The sequence below is a fragment of the Microbulbifer sp. A4B17 genome (genome assembly GCF_003076275.1).
Classification (GTDB): domain Bacteria; phylum Pseudomonadota; class Gammaproteobacteria; order Pseudomonadales; family Cellvibrionaceae; genus Microbulbifer.
The window spans coordinates 3,755,639-3,781,135 of the sequence record NZ_CP029064.1 but is presented as its reverse complement, the minus strand read 5'-3'; the positions used below and the strand labels follow the sequence as shown (position 1 = coordinate 3,781,135).

General features: G+C 44.3%; 17 protein-coding genes. 9 read left to right on the top strand and 8 right to left on the bottom strand.

The annotated features are described in order from the left end of the window. The first annotated feature begins 175 nt into the window (after window positions 1-175). A complete protein-coding gene (locus BTJ40_RS16635) occupies window positions 176-1,060 on the top strand; it encodes an aldo/keto reductase (protein WP_192879344.1) in 885 nt (294 codons plus the stop codon). Here the strand turns inward: BTJ40_RS16635 and BTJ40_RS16630 are convergent. Together BTJ40_RS16630 and BTJ40_RS16625 are read right to left on the bottom strand one after the other, a co-directional pair. Beyond that, entirely contained in the window at window positions 1,057-1,557 is a 501-nt protein-coding gene (locus BTJ40_RS16630; protein WP_108734142.1) for a TrmH family RNA methyltransferase, read from the bottom strand. The genes BTJ40_RS16635 and BTJ40_RS16630 overlap by 4 nt on opposite strands. Window positions 1,558-1,625: 68 nt before the next feature. After that, window positions 1,626-2,222 carry an SLATT domain-containing protein gene (locus BTJ40_RS16625; RefSeq protein WP_108734141.1) on the bottom strand — a complete coding sequence of 199 codons (597 nt, stop codon included), beginning with the start codon at window positions 2,220-2,222 and terminating at the stop codon, window positions 1,626-1,628. Window positions 2,223-2,601: 379 nt separating this feature from the next. Here BTJ40_RS16625 and BTJ40_RS16620 point away from each other — a divergent pair, with 379 nt between their 5' ends. The 3 genes from BTJ40_RS16620 (at window position 2,602) to BTJ40_RS16610 (ending at window position 7,148) form a co-directional block, all read left to right on the top strand. Next, a complete protein-coding gene (locus BTJ40_RS16620) occupies window positions 2,602-3,978 on the top strand; it encodes a DASS family sodium-coupled anion symporter (protein WP_108734140.1) in 1,377 nt (458 codons plus the stop codon). Window positions 3,979-4,063: 85 nt separating this feature from the next. Then, on the top strand, window positions 4,064-6,247 hold the full coding sequence (locus BTJ40_RS16615; protein WP_108734139.1) for a S9 family peptidase: 2,184 nt from the start codon (window positions 4,064-4,066) through the stop codon (window positions 6,245-6,247). Window positions 6,248-6,479: 232 nt separating this feature from the next. After that, window positions 6,480-7,148: a DNA-3-methyladenine glycosylase I gene (locus BTJ40_RS16610; RefSeq protein ID WP_108734138.1), complete on the top strand. Its 669-nt coding sequence runs from the start codon at window positions 6,480-6,482 to the stop codon at window positions 7,146-7,148. 90 nt (window positions 7,149-7,238) lie between these two features. Here the strand turns inward: BTJ40_RS16610 and BTJ40_RS16605 are convergent, their stop codons facing one another. Beyond that, window positions 7,239-8,093 carry an SIMPL domain-containing protein gene (locus tag BTJ40_RS16605; RefSeq protein WP_157954128.1) on the bottom strand — a complete coding sequence of 285 codons (855 nt, stop codon included), beginning with the start codon at window positions 8,091-8,093 and terminating at the stop codon, window positions 7,239-7,241. Between the two features lie 301 nt (window positions 8,094-8,394). Between BTJ40_RS16605 and BTJ40_RS16595 the strand changes: the two genes are divergently transcribed. The 3 genes from BTJ40_RS16595 to BTJ40_RS16585 all read left to right on the top strand — a co-directional run bounded on the left by BTJ40_RS16595 (window position 8,395) and on the right by BTJ40_RS16585 (window position 18,199). Then, a complete protein-coding gene (locus BTJ40_RS16595) occupies window positions 8,395-10,326 on the top strand; it encodes a hypothetical protein (protein ID WP_108734135.1) in 1,932 nt (643 codons plus the stop codon). A gap of 613 nt (window positions 10,327-10,939) precedes the next feature. Beyond that, the gene (locus BTJ40_RS16590) at window positions 10,940-17,839 is read left to right on the top strand and encodes an FG-GAP-like repeat-containing protein (protein WP_108734134.1); all 6,900 of its coding nucleotides are present in this window, start codon (window positions 10,940-10,942) and stop codon (window positions 17,837-17,839) included. 9 nt (window positions 17,840-17,848) lie between these two features. Then, window positions 17,849-18,199, top strand: coding sequence for a hypothetical protein (locus tag BTJ40_RS16585; RefSeq protein ID WP_108734133.1), 351 nt, complete (start codon window positions 17,849-17,851; stop codon window positions 18,197-18,199). A gap of 338 nt (window positions 18,200-18,537) precedes the next feature. Here the strand turns inward: BTJ40_RS16585 and BTJ40_RS16580 are convergent, their stop codons facing one another. Then, window positions 18,538-18,753: a hypothetical protein gene (locus BTJ40_RS16580; RefSeq protein WP_108734132.1), complete on the bottom strand. Its 216-nt coding sequence runs from the start codon at window positions 18,751-18,753 to the stop codon at window positions 18,538-18,540. 447 nt (window positions 18,754-19,200) lie between these two features. Beyond that, a complete protein-coding gene (locus tag BTJ40_RS16575; protein WP_108734131.1) occupies window positions 19,201-19,536 on the bottom strand; it encodes a hypothetical protein in 336 nt (111 codons plus the stop codon). Window positions 19,537-20,154: 618 nt separating this feature from the next. On the opposite strand from BTJ40_RS16575, the gene BTJ40_RS16570 reads away from it, so the two are divergent. After that, window positions 20,155-20,436 carry a hypothetical protein gene (locus BTJ40_RS16570; RefSeq protein ID WP_108734130.1) on the top strand — a complete coding sequence of 94 codons (282 nt, stop codon included), beginning with the start codon at window positions 20,155-20,157 and terminating at the stop codon, window positions 20,434-20,436. Here the strand turns inward: BTJ40_RS16570 and BTJ40_RS16565 are convergent. Beyond that, window positions 20,433-21,571, bottom strand: a protein-coding gene (locus tag BTJ40_RS16565) for an IS3 family transposase (RefSeq protein ID WP_108733978.1) whose coding sequence is annotated in 2 segments (ribosomal slippage) — window positions 20,433-21,322 and window positions 21,322-21,571 — 1,140 coding nt in all. Because the reading frame shifts where the segments join, the coding sequence is not laid out codon by codon here. The two genes, BTJ40_RS16570 and BTJ40_RS16565, sit on opposite strands and share 4 nt — an antisense overlap. A gap of 302 nt (window positions 21,572-21,873) precedes the next feature. Then, a complete protein-coding gene (locus tag BTJ40_RS16560; protein ID WP_108734129.1) occupies window positions 21,874-22,509 on the bottom strand; it encodes a class I SAM-dependent methyltransferase in 636 nt (211 codons plus the stop codon). 714 nt (window positions 22,510-23,223) lie between these two features. On the opposite strand from BTJ40_RS16560, the gene BTJ40_RS16555 reads away from it, so the two are divergent. Then, window positions 23,224-24,441, top strand: a complete 1,218-nt coding sequence (locus BTJ40_RS16555; RefSeq protein ID WP_108734128.1) for a hypothetical protein — start codon at window positions 23,224-23,226, stop codon at window positions 24,439-24,441. Window positions 24,442-24,526: 85 nt separating this feature from the next. Here BTJ40_RS16555 and BTJ40_RS16550 read toward each other — a convergent pair whose 3' ends face one another. Next, complete coding sequence (locus BTJ40_RS16550; protein WP_108734127.1) at window positions 24,527-25,441, bottom strand: alpha/beta hydrolase; 915 nt, start codon at window positions 25,439-25,441, stop codon at window positions 24,527-24,529. Window positions 25,442-25,497: the final 56 nt, after the last annotated feature.

Genomic DNA, 25,497 nt, shown 5'->3' with positions numbered 1-25,497 from the left:
TAGTTTCTTTCTGCTGTGTGGTGAGTGATTAGCGGCCAGGAGTTGGTGTGAGTTCGCTGTTTTCTACGCGTTGATTTCTGGACGGCCTACACTCAGCGAAATAATTGTGACCCCTGTTGTATTCTCCGTAGGTCCCTGCTGGTTTGCCGCACAGTAGTCTGAAAGGATATTAATTATGTATTTTCTCGAATTGAGTAACGGTGTAGAGATACCTCAACTCGGTATGGGGATGGCTGCGATTGGCAGTTGGCAGCAAGATGATGAGTATGTAACTGAAGTTATCTTGAAGGCCATGTCTGTGGGATATCGTCACTTTGATACAGGGTCTGTTTATGGCAATGAGCGAGCGCTGGGAAGGGCCATAAAAGAATCTGGTCTGGCGAGGGAAGAGCTATTTATTACCAGTAAAGTTTGGGATACCGAGCAGGGGACCAGTAAAACTCACGATGCTTTTGCACGGAGTTTGGAGCGTTTACAGCTGGAGTATATGGACCTGTATCTGATTCATTGGCCTATGCCCGCTTACACTCGGGAAACCTGGGAAGCCATGGAGGCGCTTTATCAGCAGAAGAAGGTGCGAGCCTTAGGGGTGTCGAACTTCCGTAAATCAGATTTAGAACAAATTGCCACTTTCGCAGAAGTACATCCTGTATGTAATCAAATTGAATTGCACCCTTATTTCACCCAGCAGCCCTTGGTGGATTATTGTCAGTTTCATAAAATTGCTATTTGTTGTTGGTCCCCTCTGGGCTCGGGATCGAGCTGGAGTGGTGTAGAAGACAGCGAGAAGCCCTTGGCAGACCCGGTAATTCTGGACATTGCACAAAACCACGGTGTGGGGGCTGGTCAGGTTATCCTCAAGTGGAATATTCAGCAGCATCGCATAGTAATACCCAAGGCGGAGAGCCTGGATCATATACGCAACAACTTTTTATTGTCTGACCTCAATTTAAGCCAGGCGGAGATTCAGGCAATTAATGGATTGAACTGCAATAAAAGGTTTGGTGGTGATCCCGATTATGTGAGCCAGAAAAATATAATGGTTAAAGTTCCCGACTAAATCTTTTCCAGCAAAGCATAAGTTGCAATTGCACAAGCCGAAGTGACATTCATCGATGAGTTGATTCCCTGCATGGGTATGTGCACCACAACATCTGCCATTTCCAAGAGCTCAGCGGCTACCCCATCCTTTTCTGATCCCAATACCAGACATATTTTATCTCCTTTAGAAACGGGAGCATGTCTGAGTTCGATACTGTTTGAGGAAATTTCCAGGCAGATTAATCGGTAACCTTTATCTTGTAAGCTTTTTGCAACCTTAACTGCCGATAAGTGATACTCATAAGGGACGTACTTTTCCGTAGACCGGGAGACCTTTCGAATCTTGGAGTTGGGTGGAGCGAGGCTTTCACCGGTTAAGTAAATTTTCTCTACACCGAGTGCATCGGCGATGCGAAATAACCCTCCCACGTTACTTGGAGTGCCTATGTCTGTCGCTAAGTAGCAAAAGGGATGTGTGTCCACGTTTGGCTGGTGGTTGCTGTGATCTGTTTGCATTTTAGGTTTAATATCGTAGGGGGAGGTTGCTACCTCCCCGAAATAATACGGAGGTATTGAAGATTGGGTTAGTGGCTGCTTTCTGCTATCTCAAGAACTTCCTCCGCAACCCTTTGCGCGGCAGCCTGGCGATTGCGCATCTGCTCAACCAGAGAGGGCTCACGATTGGCCTTTTGGTTCTGGATGTGCACCGCCTGTCTGTACACCTTATCTGACACAATAAACTCTTCCGCTCGCTGGTTGATTTCGCTGTAGCGTGTATTCAGCTCTGAGATCTTTTTGGATAAATGTTCGAGATCCAGGATATCGTCAAAGTAAAGGGCGATCAGTCGCTCGCACTCCCTGGCGATTGCCAGGTACTCGTTACCAACTTGCCGATGCCCCTCATAGTTCTTTTTGAAATTGAAGAAAGTCTGAACGCCGCCAAGTAAAGCAGCCAACAGAGCCAGCGCCGCGCCACTCCACTTGGTCCAGTCAGGCAACTCTGCATTGATCAGGGAGAAGAACAGTGAACCGAGGAACAGGTTGACAACAACGATGGGAACCCCGCAAAGCACATGCAAATTGCGACCCTTCATAGAGGCACGAAAGTGGCTGTGCTTGCACAGGTGGGCATTCCAGCGGAGCTTCTCCAGGACTTCCACAGTGTTGGGTATATTGCTCATGATTCCCTTACGCCTTCTTTTTGCTACTAGCTATTGTGGGCGATAGTTTGACGGATACCAGTGAGATGTACAGGGTAGGTGGCAGAGAGTGTTACTTTTTCAGTTCCAATAGTCATATATATACATATTTACAGATGTATGTAAGTGGTTGCAAACCTTGGTGGTGGCTGCGACTACCCACTAAAACGATTAGCATTTGGTGACCGGTCTGTACCTGACTGGATGGGTAGAGATTACTATCCATATAAATTCTTACTAAAAGAGCTGCGCAAAAGGGCAAGTTTCTTGTATTTTTGTTGGCCATTCTGGAAGCGGACTTTGCATCCCTCCCAGGTTTCACGCTAATAAAAATTAAACCCTTGAGTAGTTGGGGGCAGATATGTCGATCGCGCGACAGCGCTTTATTATTTTAGGTCCTCTTCTTGCAGTGGCTTTCTACTTTTTTTTATCAGCCATGGGAATGCAGTACCTGCCTGCGGTAACAGCGGCAATTACCTTACTTACAGTGATTTGGTGGATTACAGAGGCGTTGCCAATCCCTGCTACTTCACTGGTACCTTTTGTCCTCTTGCCTCTATTTGGAGTAGCTGATCACCGGGATGTGGCAGCTTCTTTGGGCAGTCATGTCATTCTGTTGTTGATGGGGGCCTTTATCTTGTCCAAGGCCCTGGAAAAAAGTGGTGCGCATGAGCGGCTTGCTCTGTACATGTTGCGCATAGTGGGTATGTCCAGCGGGCGCAGGTTGGTGCTTGGATTCATGCTGGCTGCGGGCTTTCTAAGTATGTGGATATCCAATACCGCTACTACTCTGATGATGTTGCCTATAGCTCTGGCAATTCTTTCCAGAATCGACAACCAACGCCTGAGTATTGCTCTGATCCTGGGTATCGCCTATGCGGCGAGCCTGGGAGGCGTGGGGACTCCATTGGGAACACCGCCAAATGTTATTTTTATGGGGATTTATGAGGAAGTAACGGGGCGAGAGTTTAGCTTCCTGGGCTGGATGAAAATTGGATTCCCCGTCGCTTTGGTGACTCTGCCCATTATGGCCCTTTGGTTGACTCGTCATGTTCACCTGAAAAATGAGATTGAGCCCCCAAATGTGGGAGAGTGGAGACCAGAAGAGAAGCGAACCTTGATGGTTTTTGGAGTGGCGATCGTGCTTTGGGTTACTCGCAACGCCCCCTTCGGTGGTTGGAGTGACCTGATTGGTATCGATGCTGCTGGCGACGGCACCGTGGCTCTCGCGGCAGTGGTTGCCATGTTTTTAGTACCTAATGGTAAAGGCGGGCGTCTGCTGGATTGGCAGACTGCAGAGACGATCCCCTGGGGGATGCTGTTACTATTTGCCGGTGGTATAGCTCTGGCAAAAGGCTTCTCCAGTTCCGGCCTGAGCGATATGCTCGGCAACGGCCTTTCTTTCCTGACGGAGATGCCACTGTGGTTGTTGTTGGTGATACTGTGTCTGAGTGTGACCTTCCTGACAGAGATCACCAGTAATACGGCCACCGCAACTCTGCTTATGCCAATTCTGGCCGTAGCGGCAACCTCAGCGGGCTTTGAGCCTATGGTGCTGATGATACCGGCGGCGATGAGTGCCAGCTGTGCCTTTATGCTGCCCGTGGCTACGGCGCCCAATGCTATTGCATATGGAACCGGTAAGGTGCGCATACAGGATATGGTGCGAGAGGGCGCAATACTTAGTGTGACGGCATCGCTGATTATTGCGGGGATGAGTTGGCTGATATTGGCCTGATAGTATTTGCCTGTGAGGTAAAAGTAAGGCGTGGCATAAACAGGCGAATGGATAAAAGAAAAATAGATTGGAGAGATTGAGTACGATGAAAAATACCACTGCAACATTAATACTCGCCCTCGGTTTAGTGGGGTGTAGTGAAGCGGAGAACAAGCAGGCAGTAGAGAAGAAGCCCTTGTTTAGTGAGCAACCCTCTGCCCCTGTGGCCAAGAAAGTGCCGCACAAAATGGTTATGCACGGCCATGAGCGTATTGATAACTACTACTGGATGCGTGATGACGAACGTAAAGCTCCTGAGGTTATTGCTCACCTTGAGGCGGAAAATGCTTATACCGAAGCTGTGATGCAGCACACCAAAGAGTTACAGGAATTGCTCTTTGAGGAAATGACGGGACGGCTGGAAAAGGATAAGTCGACGGTTCCGGTTTACTATAACGGTTACTGGTATTACAGCCGTTACCTGCCGGAAAAAGAGTATGCGATTCATGCGCGGCGCAAAGGTACCCAGGAAGCCCCTGAAGAAGTTATGCTGGATGTGAATGCCCTGGCTGAAGGCAGTGGCTACTTCAGTGTTGGGCGCCTGGCGGTTTCCCCTGATAACAATTTGCTCGCTTATCCGGAAGACAGCGTTGGGCGTCGTGTTTATACGATTCGCTTTAAAGATTTAAAAACCGGCGAGTTGCTGTCAGACAAACTGGAAAATGCATCACCAGTTGCTGTTTGGGCCAATGACAACCAGACTGTTTTCTATATCAACAAAGACCATCAGACCCTGCTGGGTTATCAAGTGATGCGCCATAAGTTGGGCACGCCACAGAGTGAAGATGTTGTCGTTTATGAAGAAATGGATAAGGCTTTTTATACCTGGATTTCCAAATCCCGGGATGGTGAGCTGGTCCGAATTCACCACAGCTCTACAACCAGCAGTGGCGAGTCAATCCTGGATGCTAATACCCCTCTTGCAAACTTTGCCCCTCTACATCCTCGCGAAGAGGATCATGAATACTCAGCTCTAAAGTTAGGAGATGATTTTTATATCCTTACTAACTGGCAGGCTGAAAATTTCCGCCTGATGAAGGTTGCCATGAAGGATGCAGGAGATAAGACTAAATGGCAGGAAGTTATACCTCATAATAGTGATGTTTTACTGGAAGATTTCACCTTATTTGACCATCATCTGGCCCTGATAGAGCGAAAAGCAGGGCAAACAGGGCTCCGGGTTATTAATTTAGATAACAATAAAGATCTTAAGGTAGGTTTTAATGATCCGGTTTACAGGTTGGGTTTGAGTGCCAATCCCAACCTGGATTCGGAAAGTGTGCGGGTTTCTTATTCGAGCCTGACGACACCCAATAGCATTTATGAAGCGAAGCTGGAAACTGGTGATCTCGAGTTGCTCAAGCAAGATAAGGTACCTGGCGGCTTTGACTCCCAGGACTATCAGAGTGAGGGCATACTGATTACATCAAGAGATGGTGTAAAGGTTCCGGTATCCTTGGTCTATCACAAGGATAAATTCAAGAAAGATGGCACTAACCCGTTGCTGCAATATGCCTATGGCTCCTACGGTAGCACCGTCGACCCCTGGTTCCGCTCCTCTGTGGTATCCCTGCTTGATCGCGGTTTTGTATTTGCTATAGCCCATATCCGTGGTGGTGAGAAGTTAGGGCGCGCCTGGTATGAAGATGGGAAGATGTTCAATAAGAAAAATACCTTCACTGATTTTATCGATGTTACCAAAGGCTTGAGTGAATTAAAGTACGGTGCACCTGATAAGATTTTTGCTTCAGGCGGTAGTGCAGGAGGGTTGTTGATGGGCGCGGTAGTCAATATGGAGCCAGATTTGTATCGGGGCGTTACTGCTGCGGTGCCATTTGTTGATGTAGTAACTACCATGCTGGATGAGTCAATTCCCCTGACCGTCAACGAATATGATGAATGGGGTAATCCTAATAACAAGGACAGCTATGAATATATGCTTTCCTACTCTCCCTATGATCAGGTGAAAGCTCAGGACTACCCCAATATGTTGGTAACCACTGGGCTACATGATTCCCAGGTGCAATACTTTGAACCTATGAAATGGGTGGCAAAGTTGCGGGAATTGAAGACCGATGAAAATCAGCTGTTATTCAATACCAATATGGAAGCAGGTCACGGAGGTTCTTCGGGACGTTTTCGCCGTTATAAGGAAACGGCTTTACAGTATGCGTTTTATCTCGATTTGCTCGATTACAACGGTAGCGAGAGTGATAAAGAGGTTGAGTAAGTTGGTTTAACCAATAAAGTTAGTAGGTTTACTTTATAGGTTTATGATTAGCTTTGGATAGTTAGCTAATTTTCAGATATTTATATAAACACCAGATAAAAAAGGGGAGTTTGCTCCCCTTTTTTATTTCACGCCGGGCACATATTTTTAATTTATCGATAGACTTCCTCTTGTTTTCAATTCTTAAATAGAGGCGTAGAATGGAAAATGAATTTACTGGATGATCTGATTTATGCGTGAGTTCGCTGCCATTGAGGCGCCTGTGATTGATCGTTTTGGAGGGTTAAATGGTCTTCAAGCGAAGCTGATTAAGCCGAAATCTACACGGTCGTTGATAGAAATACCCGATAACCAGTGGTTATCGTCGGCATCCCGGGCGGTTTTTCAAGCCGGTTTCAGTTGGAAAGTGGTTGAAAAAAAATGGCCGGATATCGAAAAGATCTTCTATGATTTTGATGTCTCATTTTGTCGCTATTTATCGGAAGAAGCTCTGGATGACTTAATGCGACAGGAGGGGATGATCAAGCACTGGACCAAAACTCGATCCATCCAGAGAAATGCCGATTTTTTTTGGCATCTTTCTAATGAATATGGAGGTTTGGGGGAATATTTTGCTACCTGGAACACTTCTAACTATATAGAAAATCTCCAGTACCTTCGCAAGGGGGGCGATCGTCTTGGGGGCAAGACTGCACAAGTATTTTTAAGGCGTATGGGGGTGGATACCCTCGTTTTTGCCAGTGATACTATCCGAGCTCTTATTCGGGAGGGCGTTGTCGATAAATCACCCTCATCAAAAAGGGACTGGGCGGCATTAAAAGAGGCGATTGAAATCTGGCAGCTTCAATCTGGGCGCAGTTTGAATGAAATCAGCCAGATATTATCGCTCTCGGTAGGGTGATGCGTAGATATGACTTCTATTTGTAGAGTTGAGAGTTAGCAGGTAGGAATTCTGATTGTTGTTCCTACCGGCCCCGTGACTAGTGAGTTTTTAATTTATTTCATTCACTGGCTGAACACGAAACTCCACTGATAGTGAGGCTTCATATTGAACTTCATCGAAAGAATTCGATTCCGTTTCAATATAGGAGTCGGAATCCGAATAGCTATCTCTATATTTGCCACTTCTGACCCTGGAGGCAGTAACAACTACCTCCTCCATTACATCGGCACCATCTGTACCATAGTGACGAATACTATTTGTACGGATATTGATAGGCGTTAATTGAATGCTTAAGGTTTTCTCATAATCTGCTTTTTGCTCCATAATTTTTGCCAGCGCTTTGGATTGTACTTTTTTCCTGTATTCAGATTCTTTTGAGTGTTCAAAGGAAGTACTGACTATCTCTATTTCCTTATTTTGATCTGTCAGCTGTGCAATAGCCTCCAGCTGACTTTCTGTGTCAATAGTTATGGCTACCCTATTAACAACTTTATAGCTGGAAGGATTCTTGCCAAGCCAACCAAACTGTGGAGAGGAAGAAAATTTTGAATTCTTAATCTTGGATTGATCGATTCCGGCTTTAATTAAGCTGCCCGTTAACTTCTCACGCAGAGAACTGTTCGCTGCGATGGCACCTGATAGTAATGACTCTTCTGTTGTAACTATTACATTAACAATTGCCTGATCTGAATAGGCCGTTTCTTCTGCCTTACCGTGTAAGGTGACAACCCTTGCTTCAGGGTAAATCAGTTCACGCAGATCTTGTGGGGTACCTGTAATCTCAGGAGTAGCCTGTGCAAGGCTGGGGATAATCAGGCTAACTAATATGGCCAATCTCTTCATTTCAACACTTCCATATTGTGTGTAGTAAAAGCCAGTATTTGGTTGGTTTGGTGTTTCCAATAAAAGACTATATCGTTTTTTCCGTCTTCGGCCAATTGGAACAAGGGCAACTGCTGACGGCTAATAACAAGTTCCTCATCTGATATTGAATGACTTGCGAAAATACCCAGAGGTTCCATTATTACCGTTTGTCAATTAGGGATTACCATCTATCGATCTACGTTCACTATCAGACGCATGTCACAGAAAATCGATTGCAACGCTTATAGTTTCTCGCCTGCTTTGAGACTGGGAGGACAAACCCAATCACCACTGCAATTGATGGAAAAATATTTAACGAAAATTTAGTTGGGCAGAACTAATGAGTTTATTGATTAATAAAAAGCTATTGGCGCTTTCTCTGACGGCATTACTAGCCGCCTGTGGCGGTGGAGGAGGGAGCTCCTCTTCGGATTCAGATACATCTTCTACAGAAGGTGGAAGTGGGCAGGGGAGTAGCGGAGGTGATCAAGGCTCCTCTGGTGATGACAATACCCCGATTTCGGATAATGTTGGCACTACGGTTGTTATAGGAGAGGTAGAGGTTACAGATTTAGGGTTTGCATCGCTGACGGCTGTAGATGTGACTTTGCCTGAAGCGATGAATAATGCTAAAGAAGTGTATCAATTGGCTCACTATATTGCCCGAACCGACGGAGAGCAGGATGAGGATAACATTGATATTCCCATTCGCAGCTATGTAGCTACATGCGCGACAGGCTCTGATATACCGCGTATGTTCGTGTCTACCACCTTATCGGAGGGCACCAGTGCTTCAGATACCACTTATGGCTCTGTATATGAATTACAATATAATCCTGATACCTCCAGTTTTGATCAGACTGGCAACGCGACGATATTAAACCAGTGTTACGAGTCTCATGGTATTGCCGTTAGCCAGGACTGTTCCCGGGTGGCTGTATTGTGTAATACGGAGTATCGAGCACATGAGCGTTACGATATTCAGGGTGACCTTGTCGAACAATATGGTACTACCTACATGAGAATGGAGGATAACCTGGACAAGGTTGAAGGTACTGATGCAGAGGAAAAGTATAACGACCAGATATGGTTAATGGAGTGGGACAATGAGTCCCTTAGTGAAACGCCCGATACTTATGTTGTTAGTAAAATACACGGCGGCACACATTTAGGAACTCAGGAGCTAATCTATGTAGATACGGATAGTGAGGGGCGTGCTAGTTACGCGTTCACTGCTTCGGCTAGGGTATTCGATGATGGCGGTGGTTCTCACTATTCTGCCGGCTTAACAGTCATTAATAGAAATGATTGGTCTCTGAATATGGGCGGCTCGGATAATCGGGGCTGGGATTGGGCCTGCGGTAATGGTCACGTGGTGAACATTCGTGCGTTTTATAACCCTGCCAATGAAAGCTACGGTGCTCTGTGTACCAGTGACTGGAATGACTGGATGGGAAGTGCGCGTGGTCAGTTAGGAACTATCGCCATAAAGATGGAGTGGAGTGATTTCTTCGAAGGGTATTTTAATCACTTTGTACCATCTACTTCAGCGATGGTATCCAACGGAGGAGGCCATACAGTTGTACCCTTGGATGAGAATACTAATTTATCTGTTATTGTCTCGCCTAAATATATCGAAGATTCCGATATGGAGCAGTTTCTTAGCGATGAAGTAGGGGTTGACACTTCCAGTGGTGATTCTTTTGATCAGGATTGTGCGGGATATGAGTCCACTAATTGCTTTCTTTCCTACATGGCTTATGCTACTGATTATCCAATCATAAGTCGCCAAGCTCTTTATTCAGGTGACGGGTTGGACGCTTCCTCGCTGACTCGTGTTGGTATTGCCAAAACTGATGGCAGCGGTAGTATTTCTGGAGAGGGCTACAATTGGCTGGTAGAGGACAATGATTGTCAAATTAGTGATCCTCAGCTTATTGACCTCAAGAATGGTCGTTATCTGTTTGGTTACGCTAAGTTCCAGTGTATCTCCGATAACCTTTCCTATGATCGCATTTATTCTGCTAATGGTTCTAAGCGTTTATTGGTGCCAAAATCTTACTATGTGATGGAGATTGATGCGGACATGAACATTCTTGAAGGTCCAATTGAATTACCAAACTACGGTTGGGGTGGCCTTGATGAACCCATGTATCTTGGGAATGGCAAGGTTGCTTGGACATATATCAAGAACCCAACATTTGATAACTATGTTAGCGGTCAACAGAATATATGGCAGGCGATGATTTATCATTCGAATAGTGTGAACTAATGGTATTTGGGGGAGCTATGTCTCCCCCTTATTGATAATTGTAAGTGGCTTCAAGCGGCTCTCATACTCCCGCCTCCGTCTGGGTAAATATCGGTTTCTAATAGTAATTATCTCGATACCCCATTTTTTTGTTTGGTTGCGCCAAGTTTTATTATCTGTCTTTAACTTAAATTTAGCCTTTTCGTAAATATTTATGAGGTATCTCCATTCCTCTGGCTGAATTGATTCCTTTTTTTCTTATGACGTCAACCCGGGTTTTTGCGTTTTGGGATATTGCGGATCTTTTTTACGATAATGTGGATTTTCTATTTGCAGGTGCTTATAAAAACCTCAGAGGGTATGCGTAATCAAAGTATGACTTTTCTTGCATTTGTATATTTTATTTAACTTGTGATTTGTTAATTTAAAGTTTTCTTGTAAAAGTTTTTTTTACGGAATAGTATCCCGCCAATTTTAAGCACTTTAAAAACCGTGTTTTAAGTATCGTTGTTTCTGGAAGTTAATTTATCCTTTCCGATTCCATGCTTAAAACAATAAGAATTGGACCCCTACTTTTTAGCTAGAGAATCGTAAGTGGTCTGAAAAAAAGCATCACTCTGGGGAATGAAGAAACATGTTAAAAGTTAAATCGATGTTGGGTTGTCTTTTGGAATTGCCGAAACCAATTAAATTAGCATTGTTTTTGACTTTTGCAGCTTTTTCAGGAGTGGCAAACGCTGATGAAGCAGAGTGGACAAGTGTTGGCCATGAAGTATTAACTGGGGATTATGATGGAGATGGTAATGATGACCTCTACCTGTCACCAAATCCTAATTATGTCTTGCTTCACGGAGATGTAATTACCCCTATTGTTACCGATTCGTTGTACGAGGCAATTGTACTGCTCTCTAATGGTGATGGGACTTACATTGTAGTCTCTTCTCCCAATCAGTCAACGCTGGATAGTGTCAGTTGGTCCAGTGCACACCAATCACTTTTGACGGGCGATTTTGATGGGGATGGTAATACTGACTATTTCCTGCAAGGCACCAGCGCCAGTGATGACAGCCTGATTTTATTGTCGGGGAATACTCCTGTTATCTCAGATTATTTGGATAGTAATTTATTTGCATCTAATCGGGCATCGGTGTCGGTATCGGATGTTGATGGTGATGGGATAGATGATCTGCTACTTGAAGGCTCTGATAGTGTTCATGAAGTAGCTTACGGTGATAGCAGTGGTGAGCTATCAGCGCTTAAGGTTTACCTGGATAGCAGTAGTAGTTTTGTTGCCCTTTCGAAAGGCAATGCCGGGGTGGGGCCCACCGGAACAGCTTCATATAATATGCCCCTTGAGATCCCTGTGGGTATTAATGGGATAGAGCCTAAGCTCTCTTTAGGATACAGCAGTCAAAGTGGTAACGGCTTGCTGGGAATGGGGTGGCAACTAAACGGCCTTTCCTATATTCATCGCTGCAAGCCGACTCTGGCAACAGAGGGCACGTCTGCCCAGTCGGGGGCGGAGCGTTACAGCACCAGTGAGCGCCTTTGTCTGGACGGGAAAAAACTGATTGCAGTTAGCGCTGCCAGTGATCCTGCAACCAATAGCCAATACTGGGCAAGCGGTACAGAGTACCGCACTGAGATTGATACATTTACCAAGATAGTTTCCAGTGGCTCACAAAGTAATGGGCCCAAGTATTTTAAAGCCTGGACCCGAAGTGGCCTGATTCTGGAATTTGGTAATACTTCCGATAGTCGGGTGGAGGCCCCAGGCCAATCCAGCGGTCCTATAGGTACTTGGGCTGTCAATAAAGTAACCGACCGTTTTGGTAATAGTTATACGGTTACCTATTACGAGGATAATTCTTCCGGTGAGTTTTATCCCCAGCGAGTGGATTATAGTCCCGATTCAGCTGTGCGTTTTGAATATGAAGATCGCGAGACTGGTAGTGCCAGCTATCTGACAGATCGCCCCTGGGGTTATGATGATGGTGGCAGTTTCGTCACTAGTAAACTTCTTAAATCTGTAACCACCTATATTGGTGTTACCAGCCCCTCGAGTTCTACCAGTGGAACCCCTGTGCGTGAATACAATCTGTATTATGAGCGAGGAGGCCTTTCTCATCGTTATCGCTTAGCTGGTGTTATTGAGTGCGGATACCGCGATGATGGTTTTACTCAGGATTGTGCTCGACCAACAAAATTTTCTTGGCAAGATGGTAATACAGAGTTAGAAGAGAGCAATTTTGGTCAGTGTGACTTGGATATTACTCCTTATTTAGATGATGCATTTTCACCAAAGGTTATTGATGTTGATAATGATGGTTTTCAAGATATAGTTTTTAGGCTCGGAAAAGTAGAAGGAGTATTCACTAAGTTTAATTGGGCTGTTGCTCGTGGAAGAGATGATGGTTGCTTCACCCTTGTAGAGCCTACAACAGAGGAGGGGGTTATTAGGCATGGTACGGATTCGGGTGAAATTGCTCAGCCTATAAGGTTGGGAGAAGAATATGGGTTATTGCTAGGCAACAAGAGCATTGATTCAAATGGAAAAAATTCATTATATTTGTATGTTCTTCGTTTTGATCTCGATACCCCTGGAGCTTCAACTGTAACGAATATTTATCCTCAGGATGGAATTTGTTGTGGTGATATGGTCTCTCCAATTGCTTCAGCTCTGGTTGCAGATTTCAATAATGATGGACTAGATGATTTTTTTCTAAGCCCTTTTGGTGCTGCTGGCAGAATTTGGTTGAGGAATGATAACAATTGGATTGACGGCGGAGATAACTTTACTTATGTGGAAAGTGAAGGAACTCTTTTCTGGTCATCAGATAGCTACTCCAGTAGAGGACTTTTAGTAACTGATGTAGATGGTGATGGCCTACTAGATATCTCTTCTAGGGATACTGAACGTTTCTTTTTACGAAATATCGGTGATGGTGAGTTAGTTAAATATGCTGAAGTGAGCTTACCAAGGGGTGATGGAGAAGATATCACAGTCACTCAAACAGTTGGTCGTTTAATTGAGCGCTATGATACTAAAAACGGGTTTACTTATTGGTTGTCCAGTTCGAAGCGTGAAGTGTCAACACCCTATGCAACAAATTATAATGGTATATTTGTAGATCTTAATAATGATGGGTTAAACGATTACGTTGTTCGTGTAACTGATGATGGTGAGATAGATGGATCTTGGCGGATTTATCTAAATGAGGGGGGTGTTTTTGGTTCGGAAATAGATACGGGGATTAGCTCTGGGGATCACAAAAATCAAATTTCATTTTTGTTAGATTTCAATAAGGATGGAACTCCAGATATTGTTTCTCAAAAAGCTGATGGATCCGCTTGGCGTGTATTAATAACTACTCAGAGAATAATGCCGTCTGGAGAAGTAGTTGCCGACTTTGAAAGTGTTGACGCTGATCCATTTGATGGTGCCCTGAATGGATTACTTGACTTTGATATATCCTCTGATAGTGGGCCATTATTTGAGGATATAAATAATGATGGATTAAAAGATGTTTATTATCGCGATGAGAACTCTGATGGTGATGCCAAGCTTCTATTTGATATAGGAAGCAAATCTGACTTACTTGTCGAAGTGGAGAGCAGCTATGGTGTTAAGACTAAATTTTTATTTAGTCCATTAGATAGTCGCCTAGTAAATGGTTCACCGCTGTATGAAGGGGGAGTTGGGTTAAAGTTTCCTGTTATTAATACAATACGGGGCCAGCATGTAGTCTATAAAACGCAAATTAGTAATGGTTTGGGGGGCTTTAATAATCGCTTCTACCACTACAAGGGGAGTAAGTTAGATCTTCATGGCCGTGGATATCTGGGGTTCGAAGAGCAGACAATAGAAGATACTGTTTCCGATTTGGTTACAACCAGCGAATACTTACAAGAGTTTCCCTATACTGGATTTTTGTCTTCCAAGACGATTAAAAACTCCAATGGCAAGTTGGTAGAGCTAATCGACAATAGTTACAAGCTGCATAGCAGTAATGATCGCTTCCCCTATTTAGCCGATAGTATTACCCGTGAATACGGCTTAACAACGAGTAGTGCATCGTCTCCTCTAAAAGTTAGCAAAATAGAGAGCAGTTTTGATGCCTACGGAAACCCGCTAACAGTTACTTTAACCTCCGGTACAGGCCTCTCTGGCAGTACGGTGACAGGGATGGAGGGCACTAAGAAAACAGTTAGTAGTGTTTCCCCGAATGAAAGTGACTGGCTGATTTCCTTTGTGGATAGCCGTACGGTAACCACCAATAATGGCAGTAGTTCTGACCAGCGTTCCTATACCCACACCTACACTGCAGAACCGGATACTCTTGCGGTAGCGGTCAGTAAGGAGTTTGTGGGCGAAGATAACTGGCTGCAAAGTACTTACACACGCAATAGCCAAGGCTTGGTGACCAATACCAAGGTTACCGGTGGCGATATCGATGGTGGCACTTTAAGTAGCCGCTCCATTGAAACGCTCAGTGATTTCCTGGATCAGCTCTATCCCCAGACTGAAAAAAATGCACTGGAACATACCGGCACCTTAACCTATGACACGCGGTATGGCCTGGTTAACTCTACTACCGATGCCAACGGGCTGACCCAAACTACGCTGTATGACGCATTTGGCCGTGCTGAGGTTGAGCAGTCTGCAGATGGCACCTACACAGAAATTTTCCGTTATTTCTGTGATTCTGGTGAAGTGTCTTGCCCTGCAGACGCTGTATATGCGGTAATTTCTGAGGTAACCAATGACGCGCTGCCTGGCTATCTGGGCGCCCCGACCTCAGCGGTCTACTACGATATGCTGGGGCGAGAGGTGCGCAGTGAGCAGCTCACCATGAGTGGCGGCAGCGTTAAAGTGGATACTGAGTACAATGCGGCTGGCCAAGTCTACCGTGAGTCAGAGCCTTTTACTGGAAGCTCAGCGACGGCCTGGACGACTTATACCTATGACGAGCTGTCGCGGATGGAGACTAAGCAGCGTGATGCAGGAGGCAGCCTTGTAATTAGTTACAGTAGCGACAGTACTTACGCACAAAAAATAAAGCGTACGGTGACGGTAGAAGATGGTGATGGAGGCAGTAGCCAGCAAGAGCACTATACCTACTTGAATAGTTTGGGTCAGGTTGTTCGTGTAGTTGATGCTAATAGCACACCTATCTCCTATGAGTACGATAGCCAGGGTAACCTGGTGCAAACTGAAGTTAACGGTGATTCGAATAGTCAGATTTCTATTGGTTACGACTTGTCTGGCAATAAAGTTCAGATACTAGACCCCGACTCGGGGCAGCTCAATTTTGAATACGATGGGCTGGGTCAGTTGCGCAGGCAGACTTGGGCGCAGGGAACGGCTAATGAAAAGTATTTTACCCAGGAGTTTGATTTACTGGGCCGGGTTACCTCCCGTATAGATACCGCCGCAGATAGTACGTCTGAGACCAGCAGCTGGGTTTACGATACAACCAAGTACGGTCTGCTCAGTAGTAAATCCAAGGCGGACTTTAGTGAATCCTATCATTACGACAGCCTGACTCGAGTCGACCAGATATCGACAACAATCACTGGGCTGGGCACAAAGAGTTTTTCTTATAGTTACGATGCTTTCAGCCGGGAGCAATCTGCTACTTATCCGGGAGGGTTTGCTGTTGAGCAGAGCTATGACAGCAATGGTTTCCTGCTGTACGCCTACGATATTACCGATCTCAGTGCCCCGGCCTTGCTGTGGCAGGCGGATGATACTGAGGATGAGCGGGGCAACCTGATCTATCAGCAATTCGGTAATGGCCTGGTCAGTAAAAGTACCTACGATAGCGACAGTGGCTTGCTCACCGGAATTATTACTGGAGATGGAAGCCTGGGGGGGACGGTTACCGGCAATATTCAATCCCTAAGTTATCAGTATGACAGCATGGGCAACCTGTTGAATCGGGCGAGTAGCAGAGAGGACAGTGCGGGTTCTGCGCAGGAAGCTATTGTCGAGAGCTTTACTTTTGATGATCTTAACCGCCTGACCAAAGCGAGTACCACGGGCCTTTCCTCTGGCAGTCGGGTTATCAATTACGGTTATGATGACCTGGGTAATCTGACCTCCCGTACCGATGTGGGCACCCTTAAGTACGAGCGTAGCGGTAATGCTGGCGTCCATGCGGTAACTGAAGCGGGCGGTCTTTCATACCAGTACGACGTTTACGGCAATATGACGAGCCGGGCAGGTGTTGCTGCGGAGTACGATGTATTTAACAAGCCCACCCGTATCGATAGCACCTACTTCAGTTATGGTCCGGACCGCGCTCGCTATAAGCAGGTCAATGATTCAGCAACTACTTACTACCTGGCGGGAGGCCAGTATGAAGTAGTGGTTGGGGAGAGCGGCACCATCCAAAAGAGCTACCTGGGTAGCTACCTTTTGCACAGTGAAGCTGATTCCGGCGATACGCAAATACTCTATATGCACCTGGATCACCTGGGGTCTGTAGAGAGTATTACCGATGCTGATGGCAACCCGGTGGAGCGGTTAGCCTACAGCCCATTTGGATTGCGCCGCCTGGATGATTGGAGTGATGGCGACCCAACTGGTGGTGACCCAGAGGCCCTACCGACTGCAAAGGGTTTCACCGGTCATGAAATGCTGGATCAGCTCTCTTTGGTGCATATGAATGGGCGTGTCTTTGACCCAATTGTTGGGCGCTTTATGAGTGCAGATCTGTTGATTCAGTCGCCCTACAATACCCAGAGCTTTAATCGCTACACCTATGCCTTTAATAACCCGCTGAGCTTAATTGACCCAAATGGATATGAAGCTTGTTATCAGTGGTACTCTGCTGGTAGACCAACGGGTGTGTATGGTGGAGACTGTGGGCCAACTCCTACACAGATGGATATGTTGCAGCATCAGATGCAACTTCAGCAGTTAGCTTATCAACAGCAGCTAATGGCAAGTCTGAAGATGTCATTACATTACCTAGCTTACTCGTCCCAGCCTCATTATGCGCAGAGCTTTGCCGAATTTCATACTTTAGTTTCAGGTGATGATTTTTATATCAATAATCAGAGGCTATTTGAAGAAAGCACACTTGACGAATCTATTAAAACGGGTGTAAAAGCTGGCGGAATTACTGCTGCTATTGCTGCCAGTCTGGCTATAGCACATTACGGAAAGAAAAAGAAAATCAAAGAGCAAAAACTATTACCTCATTCACGAGGCGTTGGTGGAAATGGTGCAGCATCTGAATTGGGTAATCTAGGGTCAAGAAGTGCATCGGAAGTTGCTGAGATTCTTCGGGATGCGGGGTTTGAGGGAAAGTCAGTAGCAAAATCGGGCTATCAACGCTTCAGACATAGTGATGGGTCAGAGGTATGGGTTAATTGGAAGACAGGCCGAGTTGTACGAAACGCGGCGCCTAGATATGGGGCAGATGGTGCACGAATAAATAGAGGTCAGCGACTTGGGCCAGATGGTGCAGAAATCCCTCGCCACTTGGATCATAGTGAACATCCGCTTGAAGTGTTTAATCCTTAAGGAGATATTGTGACACTTTTATCATCAATTGATATTAGTTTTATTGAAAATGTTAACTTGTCCGATAGAAAAAAATTTATATTAACGGTGTCTACCAATGAAGGTGTTAAAGATGTTCAGTTTTTGAGAATCTTATATCTCAGCATATCCAACGATATATTAGATATGGAGGAAGATGAGATAGCAGTGGTTGATGTTTCTCATGAATATCGAGAAATAGAAGAAAAAGATGTTAGTTATTATTTGTTTGATTTAGATGCTCAAAGTATGATTAATAGAAAATTTCATATAATTAAAATTCATGGAAGTACTATCATTGATATAATTTGTGAAGATTTAGCTCTTAAAGTTAGAAGTTGAGGTGATGATATATTTAGAATAGAGTAGAACTTCTTCCGATGGTCATCAGCGCTAAATAGCTCGAGTCTAAAGTAATGTGGCAATAAGCTCCATAGATTAGAGAGGGGTTCTAGTAGTATTGTTGATGACTATCTCTAACAGTCATCTCAACTTGGTTTAGCGCTAAGCGCTATGAAGTTGTGGAGAGTTTCACCTGGGGCTTGAAATATTGAATTTGGATAAAAGCAGAAGAATAGCGTTGGGAAACCACATGGGAATTAGCAGGGTTTAGCAGAAAGGAAGCGCCGGCAGTCGTTTATAACGCTGAACTAGCATTGTCGAGTTGGATGCAAGCTTATCTACCCCCCCTGCTGACTCACCAGGCCTTTAAAGCGGCTTTCAAAATTTCGATTTAGGTAGAGCCAGTGTTTTGGTGAGATACCCATCCGTTTGAGAACAGGGAAGATGTCATGAGAAATAGCGCCGCGCTTCCTCGGATCTAAATGTCCGGCTCTCCAGTTTACCAGTACCAAGTAGCGATCTAACTGAAAAGGCAGTCTCTTAAACGTGTTCATACGCTCGCCAACCACAAGTGGTAGTTTTTTGGGGGTCCATTCGAGCTTGCTGTGCGCTTATTCCTTTTTGATTTAAATCGTTTTCTGGTTAATTGTCATTGTGATCGGAGTGTGTTTATTTTCTAGATTCAAATGAAAAGAGCGAGACTTAGCTTTGACCTCTCCAATTTATAGAGCCCAATTTAATCCTCTAAGGGATAACAGGCCCATGACGTTTATCTGTGATCAACTTATAGTTTGGATTGGTGTGGGTAGCCTCACCTAATAAAACACTAAGTTATACTAAACTCTAGTAGAATGAAAGGATGATGGACCGTTAGTGGATGATTTCAATCTTGTCAAACATTAATATTTATTTGATAAATCCAGATCAGTAATTTTTATTAGCTTTTGTTAAAACAAAAATTCTTATTCTGATCTGGATATTTTTACATTAAATTCTATTGATTATCTAATTAGAATGGAAAGTAATTTAATGTTTCCTCCAGCTGAACAGTTTGAATCATCTATTATTAGATTTACTTCTTTTCCTGCGGTATGAGCGCTAAGGGCAATAGAAAGAATATGGTCCAAATTCGGTGCACTTTCATCGGCCTGAACCATGTACACTGCATCGCTACAATCAAGTGGGTCCGGCATTTCATCTTTTAGTGTTAGGTTTACTCTTTTAGTGCCCCATCCAAGAGAAATCTGTTCGATGGTTGTCCTCCCAGAGTATTCTGCTGCATAGCTATGAGTACTTAGAAGACCTGCTGTTAGAATTGCTGCTAGTTTAGATCTCATAATATATATTGGCCCCTGCTTTTGGTATGATTGTGTTAATTGTCTATTCCACAGTTTTATCGGCAACTTCTGACTTTGTGTATCTTAATACACAGATAGTTAGAGTAAGGTGGGAGACTTTACTATTATATGATGTTGGTTCGCATTAATCCATCCGCTCTGTGGATGGTGTATTTTTCTGGTTCAAGTTTTGATTATTCATTGTGGTCAACAGGATATAATGTACGTTCTAGTTTGTACATTTGTATTACTTCATCCTTTTTCTCAGGTTGTTAATGATGGCTTCAGGGGTTTTTATGCCTTAACTGGTTAAATAGTCCTATTAAAGGTAAGATTTCCGTACCTTTTTTGAACTATATAGATTTTGACCTGTTATGTTGTCAGGACGATGTCGTCACCTCTTTTTCCAGTCCAAAAATATAAGATTACCCTGTATTTGACTAAACCAATTAGGGTAGTTGTCACTTTTCAGTCATGTGGCGATTAATATAGGAACAATATAGTTTTAAGGGTGACTTGGTGTGAATGTTGGTGTAATCTCATCCGGGTTTTGAACCTTTACAGTTTTGTATTTGCAAGTGAGTATTTATATTCTGTTAGCTAGAGTGAGTATTAGTTATGAAAAAGATTTTTTTATTTTTGGCTGCGATTGGTTTTTCCAATTCAGCACTTGCTTGGACTGAGTGTACCTTTACCCCTGAGCATGTTTGGCTTGGCCTTGACGCCGAAAATGTTTGGGTGAGGTTTGAAGAGGGAAATTGGATCTTCAAAACTTCTGATCAAGCAACCGATCGCCAGCTTAATTCAATTTTGTCTATGACGATGGCTGCTATTACCTCAGATAGAAGTATTGTGGTCAGGTATACTGTTGTGGTCAACTCCAACCGGACACTTCTTTAAGCACATTTCTCAAATTCGATCGGGGCTAGGTCTCCCAGTGTTGTATGTATTCTGCGTGAGTTGTAATAAGCAATATAGGCCCTTACATCTGCTACCGCATCCTCCCTTGTCGGATAGAGGTTTTCCGTTAACCACTCCCGCTTCAAGCTACTGAAGAAACGTTCAGTCGGTGCGTTGTCCCAACAATTTCCCTTACGGCTCATTGAACACACCATCCCCTGCTGACTCAATAACGTTTGGTAGGTATGGCTGGCATACTGACTGCCACGATCAGAGTGATGCAGGAGACCTTTTGGGGGCGTACGCAAATTGACAGCCATCATCAACGCACGAGTTACCAGGGCCGTTTCCATCTTTCGATCTAGATGCCAACCAACAATCCTGCGAGAATAGAGATCAATCACTACCGCCAAGTACAGCCAGCCCTGCGAAGTCCAAATATATGTAATATCAGTCGTCCAGACTTGGTTTTTAGCACTCGGTGAGAACTCCCTATTAAGAAGGTTCTCTGCGACCGGCAGGTGATGTTTACTGTCTGTCGTCAGTGTAAATCGCTTCTTGCGCTTTACTGCCAAGCCTAGCTTTTTCATGAGCTTGCGGACTCGATAGCGCCCGACTTCAAAGCCTTCTTTACGTAACAGCTTCATTAGCCGACGACTTCCGAGACTCTGTCTAGATTCTGCAAATAGGGCCTTCAAACGATGGCATAATTGCCATGTTTGAGCATCTATTGAGCTATTGCCACGGTAACACCAGTCGTAATAACTAGTCTTACTTACCTGCATTACCCGGCAGAGCACCCTAACAGGAAAGCTGCCTTGCTGTTTTTCAATAAAGCTGTACTTTATTTCATTTCTTTCGCAAAGAAGGCGCTGGCCTTTTTTAGGATTTCTTTCTCCATCCGCAACTGCTTATTTTCACGTCGTAATCGCTCTAATTCTGCGCGCTCGCCTACATCCAACCTCACACCGTCTTCTTCCTGCTTCAGTTCCTTTATCCAGCGTCGCAGGTTATTGGTTGTTGTTCCTACAGCCTCTGCTGCTTTAGGAATTGAATACCCTTGCTCAGAGACTAGCGCTACGGCGTCTTTCTTAAATTCCGGCTTGAAATGCCGACGTGTACCTTTTGTTGTCATACTTCACCTCGCTTGGTAGTTTTACCATCTTAGCGAAGTGTCCGGAAGGATTAGACCACTACATACGGACGATAATGTTGTATGTGCCGATTTAGATGGCGATAAAACCAGTGACTTTATGGGTATTAGCTTTAAGTAATCCATAGTTACTTCGTGATTAGTTTATTTGAGGGATTATTAGTATCCCAGTAATTGTGCTTGTTGAGCTTGAAACTCTCGAATAATTTGGGGGTTTCAGGTGGATGGTTATTGTAGGTTGTTTAGTGTTTATAGGAATTTAGTGGTGTGAGCTTAAGTATTATTTAAGGTGATGTTTTATTGGGTGAGGCTTGTTTTTTCGCGACAAAAAATACTGACCCTTTTCCTGGCTGCCACTCTTTTTCAATGCTAAACCCAGCTTGAGTGAGTTTATTTGATAAGTCTTGCTTGTCAAGCGGATTAACATAAGGGGCTAACTTTAAGAACTGTATAATGGGCAATATAAGTCTCCAATTGCTCTTTTTGAGTAACACTGTGCTAGAAACAAATATACCTCCAGGCTTTAATAGTTCATAGGTTCTAGCTATTGCTGTATCTATATCTTGCAGTAGATGTAGGATATTTAATCCTAAAATGGCATTGAAACTCTCATTGGTAAGCTCCAGTGTATCTAACGTTCCTTGCTGAAATATAATATTTTTTATTGAGGCATCTATCATTTTTTGTTTGGCAATTTCCAGCATCTTGTCAGAGATGTCGGTAGCAATAATGTTGTTCACATGTGGTGAATGATGAATAGCTGTGCTGCCGGTACCACATCCAAACTCAAGTACAGACCAGTTTGATTTAAAATACCCTTGTGTTATAGCCAATTTCCTTTTGTAGGCATCTAAATCTCTTATTGGGCTTTTCTCGTATCGGGCTGCAGTTTTGTCCCAAAATGTTTTTGAATCTATCACTTTTTATTCCCTCTTTAGGCTTGGTTGCTGATATTTATGTAAACTGTGGATAATATGCTCAATATAAATTTCTCTCATAGTTTCTAGTTGTTGCCGGCTAACTTTTCAGGATGGAAGTAAGCTTTCCATATTTTTGGAATTTTAGTGGCTACCATTGTTCTCTACCCAAAGGTGATTACTGCATATATTTATATCTCGAAATTTCTACTAAGTGTTTAACTTCCACGCCAGAATTTGTACTAGAAATATAATGTGTATTTATTTTGGGGAGATAGCTTATTCTTAATTACCTATCTTGATATATGTATAAACATAAAAAATGAGACTTAAATAATTTCCTTTAATTTATATGGGTTAAGTCAAATTTTATACGAAGCCTACCTTCTCCAAATATATCAATCTTTCAATTTTGGGGGGCTATATCTCAAATTTGTGTAAGCATTACTCACTTTCTCTCTGGTCCACTTGACACGGTTTAGGCTTGGGAAATTAGAGATTTTGAGAAATGGATCACACTGCATTAAGTTCAGAAGCCCTTCTTGACCGATTGGTCAATTTCATTGTCGCCCTGGAGATCTATGTGGCGCTATTAGTCATATTCTTGGCACTTATTAACCAGATACCTTTCGTAAGCCAAAAAACAGTCTCGGCAATATAAAAAGACAATTTAATAAATTGGGAATTAAGTCCGAGCAAAAATAAAAGGACATCACAATGACACTTTATAAACGATTGGGTGCAAGCCTTTCTCTTTTATTAGCGGGGCTTTTGGGGTCGACATCAGCGAGTGCAGATAACTGCTATATCCTGGTTCATGGCCATGGCACAGAGGGCCATATCAAGCAGCGTACAAACTCTCAAGGTAATCTTGAGCAGCCGGCTTTGGATTACTGGAGCGAGGCATTTTTTGATCAATACTCTGGCAGTAACTTTATCGAGCAGCTGCGCATTAATGGCGGTAATTACGGAGTAGTGGGTTACGACTCTACCGATGAAGGTGAAATGCCTTACTGGCATGATGGAACCGCCGGTGAGATTGCCCGCCAAATCATTGCTATTCGCAGCGGTGAGGGGGATGGGTATGAGCACGATAACCAGTGTGCAGCTGATGATACCTTTTGGGTGATCGCCCACAGTCAGGGTGCTGCGCAAATGATGTACCTGGCAGGTAATGCAGTACCAGGCTCTCCTTACTACAATCGCGCATATAATCAGTTCGATTCCAATACTGAAACCAAGAGCTCCAAAGTTTGTACTGGTGCCTGGTTTTGGAAGAGCTGTAAGACCAAAACTGAAACATACAATGTTGCCGGCTTGAATGATGATTATGCGGTTGAAGTTGACTTTGACACCGCAATCAGTGGTATCGCTGCGATCTTTACTACAGGTGGGGCCATCACGGGTACCGAGTTTGTTGACCGCCTGTGTAATGGTAGCTGGATTGAAAGTGTAATTAACGATCTATTTATTGGCCGTGAATGTTCGGCCGTGCGTTATCTGCAAACGAATGATGTTTATACTGTTCGTAACTATGTTGGCACCAATTTGGCAGCACCTGTTTACACCATTGGTGGTTATGCTGGATTCCCGGGAATTGCAAGCGCAAGTTCCTTGCTGTTAGGCGGTGAAGATGATGGTTATATCAACCTGGCTTCCCAGATGAACTGTTCCGGTTCTGCGAAGCGCAACCTATGGTCAAACCTGAAGGAGTACAAGACTTTCTTGGGCATTGCTTACGGAAGCGCTATTTTCTCCTGCGATAATGACAACAAGGGAACGGCGCGCTCTTATAATCTGGCTAGCATTTATACTGATCATGATGCCCAGCGCAATGGCGGTATTATGGCTCCTGACTATACCGGCATTCCTGACGGTCTCGATTGCGGTATCGGTAAAAACACTGCCGGTCGTATCGCTGCCTGTACTGAGTAATTAACTCGGCTGTTAAAAAAGCCCGCTTTCAGGCGGGCTTTTTAGTTTGTATGAATCACCTTTTTACAGTTTTAAGACTGTAATTCTAATGATCCTCTACAACTTGTGCCCTTTCCGCTGCTTCCTTGCGAGATAAATTAATTTCCTCTTGAAAAATTTCATGGATGCCAAAACGGTAGCTGTCTGTACTGTTTGCGGCATGAGTGCCACCTGGGATGGTTTTAAAGGCGATACTCCAGGGAGCACTCTTTTGCTCTTTCCAGTGCTTATGCCAGGAGAGTGCATCGTTGCGCAGGTTTGGCATATCTTCGGAGCCGCTGGTCACTACTAGAGTCAGGTCCTCCCTTGTCGATTGCGCGGGTTTCCTGTAGAAAAACTCCTGTTGTGGTAGGAAGGTGGCATTGCTGGCTATTAATCCTTTAAACAAGTCGGGCTTAGAAAATGCCGTGTAAAGCACAAAATATCCCCCTCGACTTTGTCCGAAGAGCACACGCTGCTGAGGATTTACCGCGTAGCGGCTTTCAACAGCCGGTAAGAGTTCCTGTTCCAGGAAGTTAAGAAACTGTACTGCACCACCATACTTGGGGGTGTCACTGTTATCCGGTAGGGAAAAGTCAAAGCTACGACGATTGATTTCGGGGCTAAATGAACCATAGGCAATACCGACAATAATCGCTTCTGGGACGTAATCGTCAAAATGCATAAATAGATGATTGGTCGCCAGAACAGGGAATAGGGAGTCTCCGTCGAGGAGGTAAATTACCGGGTAAGCTATGTTCCCGTCTGGGTCATAGTCCTCCGGCAGGCGGGTATAAATATGGTAGGGGCGTCCAACAATCGCTGAATCCAGTTTGAAGTAGTCACCTTTTAAAGCGGGTAAAAACTCTAGCGGTTGGGGTTGCTGGTCAGTAGTGTTGTTACTTTGGGGGCTAGCAGAGCAACCACTCAGCAATCCGGCTGCTAGCAGTGATGATAGAAACCGCGCAAAGGGCTTTTTCATCGAGTCTCCTATACTAACGGGGGATTCATTGATTGACTAAATCTCTACTTATGTTC

What these genes read in the sequence shown, in the direction of transcription:
- BTJ40_RS16590 (WP_108734134.1), top strand. Translation starts at nt 10,940, where the DNA reads ATGTTAAAAGTTAAATCGATGTTGGGTTGTCTTTTGGAATTGCCGAAA.
- BTJ40_RS16620 (WP_108734140.1), top strand. Translation starts at nt 2,602, where the DNA reads ATGTCGATCGCGCGACAGCGCTTTATTATTTTAGGTCCTCTTCTTGCA.
- BTJ40_RS16570 (WP_108734130.1), top strand. Translation starts at nt 20,155, where the DNA reads ATGAAAAAGATTTTTTTATTTTTGGCTGCGATTGGTTTTTCCAATTCA.
- BTJ40_RS16625 (WP_108734141.1), bottom strand. Translation starts at nt 2,222, where the DNA reads ATGAGCAATATACCCAACACTGTGGAAGTCCTGGAGAAGCTCCGCTGG.
- BTJ40_RS16635 (WP_192879344.1), top strand. Translation starts at nt 176, where the DNA reads ATGTATTTTCTCGAATTGAGTAACGGTGTAGAGATACCTCAACTCGGT.
- BTJ40_RS16615 (WP_108734139.1), top strand. Translation starts at nt 4,064, where the DNA reads ATGAAAAATACCACTGCAACATTAATACTCGCCCTCGGTTTAGTGGGG.
- BTJ40_RS16555 (WP_108734128.1), top strand. Translation starts at nt 23,224, where the DNA reads ATGACACTTTATAAACGATTGGGTGCAAGCCTTTCTCTTTTATTAGCG.
- BTJ40_RS16575 (WP_108734131.1), bottom strand. Translation starts at nt 19,536, where the DNA reads ATGAGATCTAAACTAGCAGCAATTCTAACAGCAGGTCTTCTAAGTACT.
- BTJ40_RS16595 (WP_108734135.1), top strand. Translation starts at nt 8,395, where the DNA reads ATGAGTTTATTGATTAATAAAAAGCTATTGGCGCTTTCTCTGACGGCA.
- BTJ40_RS16630 (WP_108734142.1), bottom strand. Translation starts at nt 1,557, where the DNA reads ATGCAAACAGATCACAGCAACCACCAGCCAAACGTGGACACACATCCC.
- BTJ40_RS16610 (WP_108734138.1), top strand. Translation starts at nt 6,480, where the DNA reads ATGCGTGAGTTCGCTGCCATTGAGGCGCCTGTGATTGATCGTTTTGGA.
- BTJ40_RS16550 (WP_108734127.1), bottom strand. Translation starts at nt 25,441, where the DNA reads ATGAAAAAGCCCTTTGCGCGGTTTCTATCATCACTGCTAGCAGCCGGA.
- BTJ40_RS16580 (WP_108734132.1), bottom strand. Translation starts at nt 18,753, where the DNA reads ATGAACACGTTTAAGAGACTGCCTTTTCAGTTAGATCGCTACTTGGTA.